The organism is Streptosporangium nanhuense, assembly GCF_059358815.1.
On record NZ_JCADBG010000004.1, the window covers coordinates 444,390 to 454,204 of the forward strand.

The window sequence follows — 9,815 nt, forward strand, 5'->3', positions numbered from 1 at the left end:
CGTTTGGGTAAGCCGAAGCTGTAGGAATAGTTACGGCGGGCTACCTGGGGAGGAACTGCCGTGGAGGGGCCGTTCATACGCATCGAGGACACAGGCGAGGTGGTCCCGTTGCGCCCCGAGATCACGACGATCGGACGTGGCCGGGGAGTGGACATCCGGCTCACCGATCCGAGTGTTTCCCGGCTGCACGCGGAATTCGTCCGGCGCGGACCCTACCTGTACGTCGTTGACCTGGGCCTGTCCCGCAACGGCACTCGGGTCAACGGCCGGCCGATCGCCCGGAGGGTGCTTGACGACGGTGACGTGGTGTCCTTCGGCGCGGCACGAGGCAGGATCGGCGGAGTGCCACGCGAGGACTTCGCCCCGGAGGTCGAGCTCCGCCGCGCCGCGGCACCGGAGCTGACCAGGCGGGAGGTTGATGTCCTGACGTCGCTGTGCCGTCCGGCGCTGTCGGACGAGGCGTTCGTCGCACCGGCCACGGCCAGGGAGATCGCCGACGATCTGGTGGTGACGGAGGCGGCTGTCAAGCAGCACCTCCTGCGCCTCTACCAGAAGTTCCGCATCCCCGAGGGGACCAACCGGCGCACCCGGCTGGCGAACGAGGTCGTCGCCCTGGGGCTGGTCAGGCCCACCCCCGTGGTGCCGCCGCAGCGCGCGGCCGGTTCCCCGGAACCGCAGACGGCGTCGTCCACCACCGCGAACCGCAGGGCCTCGTGAGGAACAGCGGGACGTCGGTCGTGAAGGAGCGCGGGGCCTCGTGAACAACGGGGCCTCGTAGCAAGCCGCCGCGGGCGCGGGTCCGGCCCTTGGTCCGGTCGTCTTTTCGGCTGAATTGGCCAAACCGGCAGAACCGGCCGCCGGGTCTCAGCGGGCGCGGTCTCAGTCGGCGCGGTCTCAGCGGGCGCGGTCTCAGCCACGCTCGCGGGCGAGCCTCTCGGCGGCCTCGACCACGTTGGTGAGCAGCATGGCCCTGGTCATCGGGCCCACGCCGCCGGGGTTGGGGGTGAGGAAGCCCGCGACGTCCTCGACGCCGGGGGCGACATCGCCGGCGATCTTCCCGTCGACCCGGGAGACGCCGACGTCGAGCACGGCGGCGCCCGGCTTCACCATGTCCGCGGTGATCAGGTGCGGCACCCCCGCCGCGGCGACGACGATGTCGGCGCGCCGGGTGTGGGCCGCGAGGTCCTGGGTGCCGGTGTGGCAGAGGGTGACGGTGGCGTTCTCCGAGCGGCGGGTCAGCAGCAGGCCGAGCGAGCGGCCCACGGTGATGCCCCGGCCGACCACGACGACCTCGGCCCCCTTGATCGGCACCCCGTACGCCTGCAGGAGCGTGACGATGCCGTACGGCGTGCAGGGCAGCGGCGCGTCGACCATGTGGACCAGGCGGCCCAGGTTGACCGGGTGGAGGCCGTCGGCGTCCTTCGCCGGGTCCATCCGCTCGATCAGCGCCTGCGTGTCGAGATGACGGGGCAGCGGGAGCTGGACGATGTAGCCGGTGCACTCGGCGGAGGCGTCGAGCTCGTCGACGACCGCCTCGACGTCGGCCTGGGTGGCATCCTCCGGCAGGTCCCTGCGGATGGAGGAGATGCCCACCTCCGCGCAGTCGCGGTGCTTGCCCGCCACGTAGATCTGGCTGCCGGGATCACCGCCCACCAGGACCGTGCCGAGCCCGGGGACGACGCCCCGCTCCCTCAGCGCGGCCACCCGCACCGTGAGGTCTGCCTTGATCTTCGCCGCCGTGGCCTTGCCGTCGAGAATCCGCGCGCTCATGCGGACAACCCTCTCACGGGACCGGCGCGGGACTCGTACGGGCGAGGGGCCTACCGAGGCCCACCGGGGCCGGCCGGGGTCAGCCGCGCTCCGCCTCCCTCGCTTCCCTCCGCTCGATGATCCTGCGGGTGAACGGGATCCACTCCATGGCCCGCCCGCTGAGGTAGGCCGCGCCGAGCGCGATGATGATCATCATCCACGGGCTGATCCAGAAACCGTGCATGATCACGAAGGCGTACAGGGCGTGGTCGAGCAGGGGCATAGGGGAGCTCCACGGCTGGGACGAAAGGGGATGCTTCAGACTAACCGCAGGTCAAACCTTTTTCACCCAGCTGGTCCTGTCTAATCCGCCACTTTCTTATCTCCCGTGTGCGGCCGCCACAGCCGTACGGCGGCCGCACGCAGGGGAACGAGTGAGTGAAGATCAGTGGAAGAAGTGACGGGTGCCGGTGAAGTAGAGGGTCACCCCGGCCGCCTCGGCCGCCGCGACGACCTCCTCGTCCCTGATCGAACCGCCCGGCTCCACGATCGCCCGCACTCCCGCGTCGATGAGGATCTGCGGGCCGTCGGCGAAGGGGAAGAACGCGTCGGAGGCCGCCACGGCCCCCGAGGCGCGCTCGCCCGCCCTGGAGACCGCGAGCCGCGCCGAGTCGACCCGGTTGACCTGTCCCATGCCGACGCCCACGCTCGCGCCGTCGGAGGCGAGCAGGATCGCGTTGGACTTCACCGAGCGGCACGCCTTCCAGGCGAAGGCGAGATCGGCGAGGACCTCGGCGGAGGCGGCGGGCCCGGCCTTCAGCTCCCAGGTGGACGGGTCGTCGCCCGGGGCGTCGACCCGGTCGGCGGTCTGCACCAGCAGGCCGCCGTCGATCCGGCGGAACTCCGCCGGGTTGGACGGCCCGCCCAGGCAGGACAGCAGCCTGATGTTCTTCTTGGCGGTGAGCACCTCCAGCGCCTCCTCCGTGAAGGAGGGGGCCACCACGACCTCGGTGAACACCTCGGCGATCTGCCGGGCCAGCTCCCCGGTCACCTCCGCGTTGACCGCGATCACCCCGCCGTACGCCGAGACGGGGTCGCAGGCGTGCGCCTTGCGGTGCGCCTCGGCGACGTCGGCGCCGACCGCGATGCCGCACGGGTTCTGGTGCTTGATGATCGCCACGGCGGGGCCGTCGAAGTCCCAGGCGGCCCGCCAGGCGGCGTCGGCGTCGAGGTAGTTGTTGTAGGACATCTCCTTGCCGTGCAGCTGCTCGGCGTTGGCCAGGCCGTCCTTCTGCCCCGAGTACAGGGCGGCGCCCTGGTGCGGGTTCTCGCCGTAACGCAGCGGCGACCGCAGCTCCCAGGCCGCGCCCATGTAGCGCGGCCACGCGCCGTCCTCGGCGGCGTAGACGCTCGCGAACCAGGACGCCACCGCGGTGTCGTACGAGGCGGTGTGGGCGTACGCGGCGGCGGCCAGGCGGCGGCGCTCGGCGAGGGTGAACCCGCCCGCGGCGACCGCGGCGAGCACGTCGCCGTAGGAGGCGGGGTCGACCACGACCGCGGCGGTGCCGTGGTTCTTGGCCCCGGCCCGGATCATGGCGGGACCGCCGATGTCGATCTGCTCCACGCACTCGGCGTCGGAGGCACCGGAGGCCACCGTCTCCTGGAACGGGTAGAGGTTGACCACCACCAGCTCGAACGCCTCGATCTCCAGCTCTTCGAGCTGCTTGACGTGGGACGGGTTGCCGCTGTCGGCCAGCAGCCCGGCGTGCACGCGCGGGTGCAACGTCTTGACCCGGCCGTCGAGGCACTCGGGGAAGCCGGTCAGCGACTCGACAGGAGTGACGGGGACGCCGAAGGAGGCGATCCTCGCGGCGGTGCCACCGGTCGAGACGATCTCCACGCCCGCGGCGTCGAGCCCGCGGGCCAGCTCCTCCAGCCCGCTCTTGTCATACACCGCGATCAACGCGCGCCGGATGGCGATGCGGGTCACTTCGTGCTCCTCCTGGTTGGTTCCGGTTTTCTCCGGGGTGCCCGGCTCATCCGCCGGGGCGTCCGAATCGGACAGTCCTGCCGGTGACGGTCCAGCCCTCGCGGGCCATCCGGCCGACGGTGTCGACGAGCAGGTGACGCTCGACGGTCTTGATGCGCTCGTGCAGGGCCGCCTCGTCGTCGCCGTCCAGTACGGGCACGGCCTCCTGGGCGATGATCGGCCCGGTGTCGACGCCCGCGTCAGCAAGCATCACGGTGCAGCCGGTGACGCGCACGCCGTACGAGAGCGCGTCGCGGACGCCGTGCGCGCCGGGGAAGGAGGGCAGCAGGGCGGGGTGGGTGTTGAGGACCGGGAAGGCCTCCAGCGTCGGCGCGCCGAGGATCTTCATGAACCCCGCGCAGACCACGAGATCCGGCCGGTGCTCGGCGATGCGGGCGGCGAGTCTCTCGTCCCACTCCTCGCGGGTGGGGTGGTCGGCCAGCCTCTCCACGAAGGTCGGCACCCCCGCGCGCTCGGCGCGGGCCAGACCCTCGATATCCGCGCGATCGGCACCCACGGCCACGATCCGGGCACCGTAGGTTTCGTCTGCCACGGCGTCCAGCAGGGCCTGTAGGTTGGTTCCAGAACCGGACACGAGAACCACAAGCCGAACGGCCTGGGATGACACCGACGCACTCCATTCGGACGGGGACTCACGCCGCTGCAAGGGTATCGGCCTGTCCGCACGAACAACGCAAGGAGGTCAGGTGACACTACCGGTCGAGGTCCGGCCAGCTGAGAGCGCCGGTCGGAGGGCGCTGTGGCTCGCAGTCGCCGCGGTGGTGATGACGCTGGTGCTCCCCCTCGCGGGAATCGTCATGGCGATCTTCGCCCTCATCACCTCGATCCGTGCGATCAGGACACTCCGGTCCATCCCCAAGCCGGCCGGCACCGCCGTGGTGGGCGTCGTGCTGTCGGCCGGGGCGTTGCTGATCTCGATCGCGGTGACGGCGCTGCAGTTCTACTTCGGTGACGAGCTGGCCGCCTACACCGAGTGCGGCAGGGGCGCGGGCACCATCGCGTCGCAGAACGAGTGCGTGGAGCAGCTCGAACGGGCCATGGAGAAGAAGATGCCCTTCCTCCAGCCGGGCCAGGTGCAGTTCCCCTTCCCGCCCTGAGCGATCTCTGAGCCATCTCTGAGCGATCTCCGAGCGGCCTCTGAGTGGCCCCCGAGCGGCTTGTGCACGGCCTGTGCGCGATTGCCGGCGGACGGGCACGGCCCGCACTCCCGGAGGAGTGCGGGCAGGTCCTGCCTCCTCGATCGGTCCTGATCGGTGCCCGTGAGGTCTACAGCCCGTGAGGCTTGTGGCCTGTGAGACCCACGGCCTCGTAGGGGGTGCGGTCTTGTGAGAACCGCGGCCCGCGGGAGCTACGGCCTGTAGGACGGGGGCGGGACGCGGATCTTCGCGGCGATCCTGTCCAGTTCGCCGGCCAGGGCGGGATCGACCTTGACATGGACGGCGACCTCCGGGGTCTCGAAGAAGATCCCCCGGCGACCGTCCGGATCGGTGGTCCGTATGCCCATGAGCGGCGTTCCCGTGCGTCCGGGCTCCCGCTTCTCCCCGCGCAGGATCTCGTCCACCCACTGGCTGCTGTGCAGGACCGCGCCGCGTACCACGGTGACCTCGACGTCGCGCGAGCCGTCCGACCAGCGTCCGGCCTTCGCGCTCCAGCCCTTGCCGAGCCGCGTCGTCTCCCCGGCGACCCGTCGCAGGCCGGGGGGCAGGTAGGCGACGGCGACGTGGTCGACCGCGTTGGCCGGGCTGGAAGCCTTGCCGGAGGCGGGCGGCGGCTCGGCGGGGACGAGGCCCTTCACAATCCTGTCCAGTGTGGTCGCGAGGCCCTCGTTCACCTCCACGACGTATCCGAGACCGGGCTTCTCCAGCCACAGGCGTAGCCGTGAGTACGAGGCGCCTCTGCCGCCCCCGTCCGCCCGGTACCCGGGTTTGCCCCGGACCTTCTCCGGGGTGGCGGTGTACAGGTTCTGACGGACCCGGGCCCAGGTGAGCAACGTCTCCGGGTCCGCGGCGCTCAGCCCGCGCACCGCCAGGATCCGGACCGAGGCGCCGTCGTCCCCGCTCAACCGGATCTCGGCCCACCCGGTCGGGTCGACCACGGAGGAGAGGTCCGCCAAGTGCAGGCCGGGGGGAATGTAGGTGACGCGCAGTCCCTGGAAGACTCCGCCGGTCGGATCCCTGGGGACGAGACCACCGGCGATCCTCCGCAGGGCGTCCCGGCGCAGGGCGCCCACCGTGACGCGCAGCACCAGGCCAGGCCGCTCCTCCCAGACCAGGTCGTCCCCCTCGGCCCGGGTGAACGCCCCGCGTCCGCGCACCTTCGCGACGAGAACTCCCGACAGTGTCTCGGGCGCGCCCCTGATCCCGCCGAGCACGCGCTCGGCTCCCCCGAAGGCCGGGTCCCTGTAGACCGTGACGCGGACGAGGTCGTCCCCCGAACCCCAGGTCGCGCCGGTGCCGCGCAGACCTCCGGCGTCGGCTCTCTCCAGTACGGGGGCACCGAGACCCGGGGGCAGGTAACCGACCCTGACGCCGTCCACGTCCACCGCCTGGGTGGTGGAGGCCACGCCGCCGCGGTCCGTCACGGCCAGGTAACCGGGTACGGCCGCCGCCAGCACGGCCGCGGTCACCAGGGCCACGGCCGTCGTACGAGCCCTCCTCTCCCGTTTCGCGCCCTGTACGACCCTGTGGGCGAGGCCGGGCGGGACGCCGAGCGCGGAGGTCTCCTCGACCATGGCCAGACGGAGTTCGTCTTCAACGTTCGGCATGGGGAAACGCCTCCTCGTTCAGGTCGGCGCCTATCAGGGCGCGCAGACGGGCCAGTCCCTTCGACGCCTGGCTCTTGACCGCTCCGATCGAACAGCGGAGCACCTCGGCGGTCTGGGCTTCGGTCAGGTCCTCGAAGAAGCGCAGGACCAGTACGGCGCGCTGGTGGGGCGGCAGGATCCGCAGACCGGCGATCAGGATCTGGCGCAGCTCGACACCGCTCAGGGAGTCGGGCGCCGGGGTCTCCGGGGGCGAGTCGGTCAGGAGGATCCGCAGGATCGCGCGACGGCGGGCGCGGCTGATGGCGGTGTTGACGATGATGCGGCGCACGTAGGGCTCGGGGTCACTGCCCGCGTGCAGGCGCCCCCAGCTGCGGTAGGCCTTCTCCAGCGCGCCCTGCAGGACGTCCTCGGCCTCGTCCCGGGATCCGCAGGTGAGGTGGGCGATCCTGAACAGGCTCGCTCCCCGCGCCGCGACGAACTCGGTGAACCCCTCGTGACCGCTCACGCGGCCCTCTTAGGTCTCATAACCGTCCATACGCCCGACCCCACGCAAAGGGTTTCCAGCCATGACCGGATTTCCGGCAACTGGATTCTCGGCCATGAACCCGGGCGGCCACAGGTCAAGACAGCCGTGAACCCGGGCGGCCATGAATCCAGGCGGCCGTGGGACCGAGCCGTTGCGGCCCCGGGCGACCATTGGTCCAGGTAGCTGTGGGATCAGGCCGTCGCGGCCCCGGGCGCCCGCGGGCTCAGGCGGCCGTGGGACCGGGCGGTCGCGGCCCCGGGCGCCCGTGGGCTCAGGCGGCCATGAGTCGAGGCGGTCGCGGCCTCAGGCGGTCGCGGCCCCGCGAGGGAGACCGGCACGGGTGACGGGTTCCCCCTCGGGGTCGCGGGGCGGAAGACGTTCCCGGCGGGGAGGCGACGTGAGTGCCGGGCCCTCAGTCGCGGTCCCAGGCGTAGGGGTCGACGTAGATGACATGGCCGCCCTTGTCGTCGGTCTCGTCGACGATGTCGCGCCGGGGCGGGCGCGGCGGGTCGGGGTGGCGGGCCTTCTGCGCGCTCTCCGCCGCGGCCGAGGCGTGCTCGTCCTCCCAGTCGTCCCTGATGACCGGGATCGGCTGGGTGTCGCACTCCGTGGCGTCCAGCCAGTAGCCGGGGAGCTTCTGCAGCTCCTCCGACTCGGCAAAGCCGACCTTCCCCGCCGCCGAGGCCGCCGCCTTGGCGATCTTGACGCCCGCCTTGCGCACCGGCGCGGTGGCCGTGCCGACCTTGGCCGCCGCCTTGGTGACGGCCGTGTTGTGTCCGCGGAAGATCAGCCACCAGTTGGCGAGCCCGGCGGCGATCCCCGCCGCGACGCCCACCTCCAGGGTCACCGAGAGCATCACCTCCCACCCCGCCGGGCCCAGCGCGGACAGCCGCGCGCCGCCGATCGAGCCGCCGGAGAGCGCGGCGAGCAGGCCCGCCACCGCCCCGGTCGCCAGCCCGCAGACGAACCCCCACAGCGGCGCCCCCTCGTACGAGGGGGAGGGCGAGATCCGGACGACCAGGACGCCCGCCACGGCCCCGGCCACGAACGGCACCGCGATCACGACCATCACCCAGGCCGGGGTCGGGCCCGCCTCGGGCAGCGCGCCCAGGATCGGCAGGCTCGGCACCGCGCCCAGCTGCACGCCCGTCGGCGCGACCAGCGTGCCGGTGCCGACCGCGAAACCGGGGCCCGCGATGTAGGCCAGGCCCCAGATGACGGCGTTGAGCAGGTAGAGACCCTGGACCAGCAGGAGCAGCATCCCGCCGACGAACCCCGGCGCCAGGATGCCCGACAGCTCCTGGACCTGCCCGAAGTTGACCACGACGGCCCCGAGCACCATGACGGCACCCGCCGCGAGCATGATCGCCAGCGCGGCGGACGTCCCGGCCACGACCGAGCGCAGCCGCTCGGGCAGCAGGCGCAGCATCGACCGCCAGGGCCCGATCGTCCTGGCCACGGCCACGGAGCCCGCGATGAAGGCCAGCACCAGATGGCTGACCAGCACGTCGCCGAGGAAGGGCTGGGTGATCTCATTCCTGGTGACCAGCGCGATCAGCCCGGCCAGCAGCGCGTACGGCGCCGCCAGGGAGATGCCCGCCTGCGCGATCAGGACCAGCTGCGCCCTGCGGCGGGCGTTGGACACCTCCTTCGGGGTGTTCTTGGGCAGCCGGGCGGGCAGCCGGAGCCGCAGGTCCGCGTCGCGGGCCATCCACATCCCGGCGCGGTACAGCAGGAAGGCGGGCAGGATCGTCAACCCCAGCGGGAGCAGGCCGACCGAGCCGCCGGGTATCGCGAAGCCCGCGTGGTGCGCGGCCAGCCAGAGCTGCGACGCGGTGCGGAACACCGCGGGCAGGCCCGCGCCGAGCGCGCCGCGGGGAGCGGCGATCCAGCCGATCAGGGTGAGCGTGGTGAGCACCGCCAGCCCCACGCCGAGGGTCCACGCGGCTGCGAGCATCCCGGAGACGGGAAGCGGCCGGCGGACGTCGTCGTCGTCACCCGTGAGGCCGGGCAGGGGGATACGGCTGAGGACGTTACGGGGAGCCGTCCGTAGCTGATCGAAAAGGGCCGTCACAGTAGTCGATGGTCTCAGGATCTTCGGCGCGGAAGGGACTCCCGCGCCCGCGTGTCGCGCACCGCGTGACACGAGCCCCCTGTGGTATTCGGGCGACGCCCGCCTGTCCCCTCTCGTGGAGCTCTCCTGAAGAGGGACGTACGGTGATCGACGAGCCCGTGCGGTGGTGTGCGGGGCCCCTCGGAGCCGCGTACCGGCGCGCGTACCGAGACCGCGCGGCGGGACCGCTTGGCGGGGGTGTACCGCAGATCGCCCAGCGCGACCGCGTCGCGGAGTCGCACGGCGAGGCCGCGCGGGAAATCGCGTGGCGGGATCGAACGGCGAGGGGCGCCCGGCGAAGTGCCGGGCGCCCCTGGTGGTCCTCAGCGCGGTGGTTCTCGACGCGGTGGTCCTCAGCGCGGTGGTTCTCGACGCGGTGGGGCGGCGCGAGATCCGGTGTCGAGCCCGCCACCGGATCGCGGCGCCACCACGCGTTCGGCTCACCCCGGAGCCGGGCTCCGGGGTGACGCGCCGCCGCGTTCGCCCATCGGGGCCGTGGCCCCGGGAGCGTGCGCTAGAGCGACTGGACGACCTCGCGCATCAGGCGGGCGGTCTCGCTCGGGGTCCGGCCGACGCGGACGCCGACCTTCTCCAGGGCGTCCTTCTTGGCCTG

9 protein-coding genes and 1 pseudogene are annotated in these 9,815 nt (G+C 72.2%); 2 read left to right on the forward strand and 8 right to left on the reverse strand.

All coding sequences use genetic code 11. The features are described from left to right. The first annotated feature begins 60 nt into the window (after positions 1-60). Complete coding sequence (locus AC5L38_RS11740) at positions 61-717, forward strand: FHA domain-containing protein (RefSeq protein WP_344749230.1); 657 nt, start codon at positions 61-63, stop codon at positions 715-717. A 192-nt stretch (positions 718-909) separates the two neighbouring features. On the opposite strand, the gene AC5L38_RS11745 is transcribed toward AC5L38_RS11740, so the two are convergent. The 4 genes from AC5L38_RS11745 to purN all read right to left on the reverse strand — a co-directional run bounded on the left by AC5L38_RS11745 (position 910) and on the right by purN (position 4,406). Then, complete coding sequence (locus tag AC5L38_RS11745) at positions 910-1,770, reverse strand: bifunctional methylenetetrahydrofolate dehydrogenase/methenyltetrahydrofolate cyclohydrolase (RefSeq protein WP_495242777.1); 861 nt, start codon at positions 1,768-1,770, stop codon at positions 910-912. Positions 1,771-1,849: 79 nt separating this feature from the next. Further along, on the reverse strand, positions 1,850-2,032 hold the full coding sequence (locus AC5L38_RS11750; protein WP_362678706.1) for a hypothetical protein: 183 nt from the start codon (positions 2,030-2,032) through the stop codon (positions 1,850-1,852). Between the two features lie 162 nt (positions 2,033-2,194). Further along, on the reverse strand, positions 2,195-3,739 hold the full coding sequence (gene purH, locus AC5L38_RS11755) for a bifunctional phosphoribosylaminoimidazolecarboxamide formyltransferase/IMP cyclohydrolase (RefSeq protein ID WP_495242778.1): 1,545 nt from the start codon (positions 3,737-3,739) through the stop codon (positions 2,195-2,197). A gap of 46 nt (positions 3,740-3,785) precedes the next feature. After that, on the reverse strand, positions 3,786-4,406 hold the full coding sequence (purN, locus tag AC5L38_RS11760; RefSeq protein ID WP_495242779.1) for a phosphoribosylglycinamide formyltransferase: 621 nt from the start codon (positions 4,404-4,406) through the stop codon (positions 3,786-3,788). 79 nt (positions 4,407-4,485) lie between these two features. Here purN and AC5L38_RS11765 point away from each other — a divergent pair, with 79 nt between their 5' ends. Beyond that, entirely contained in the window at positions 4,486-4,896 is a 411-nt protein-coding gene (locus tag AC5L38_RS11765; RefSeq protein ID WP_495242780.1) for a hypothetical protein, read from the forward strand. 251 nt (positions 4,897-5,147) lie between these two features. On the opposite strand, the gene AC5L38_RS11770 is transcribed toward AC5L38_RS11765, so the two are convergent. From AC5L38_RS11770 to AC5L38_RS11785, 4 genes and pseudogenes are all read right to left on the reverse strand, one after another. Next, positions 5,148-6,563 (reverse strand): hypothetical protein, encoded by a 1,416-nt coding sequence (locus tag AC5L38_RS11770; RefSeq protein WP_495242781.1) that lies wholly within the window; start codon positions 6,561-6,563, stop codon positions 5,148-5,150. Then, positions 6,550-7,068: a SigE family RNA polymerase sigma factor gene (locus AC5L38_RS11775; protein ID WP_495242782.1), complete on the reverse strand. Its 519-nt coding sequence runs from the start codon at positions 7,066-7,068 to the stop codon at positions 6,550-6,552. The genes AC5L38_RS11770 and AC5L38_RS11775 overlap by 14 nt, the downstream gene beginning before the upstream one ends. 433 nt (positions 7,069-7,501) lie before the next feature. Next, on the reverse strand, positions 7,502-9,046 hold the full coding sequence (locus AC5L38_RS11780) for a cell division protein PerM (RefSeq protein ID WP_495242783.1): 1,545 nt from the start codon (positions 9,044-9,046) through the stop codon (positions 7,502-7,504). A 670-nt stretch (positions 9,047-9,716) separates the two neighbouring features. Beyond that, positions 9,717-9,815: pseudogene (locus AC5L38_RS11785) on the reverse strand (succinate--CoA ligase subunit alpha); the annotation flags it as partial.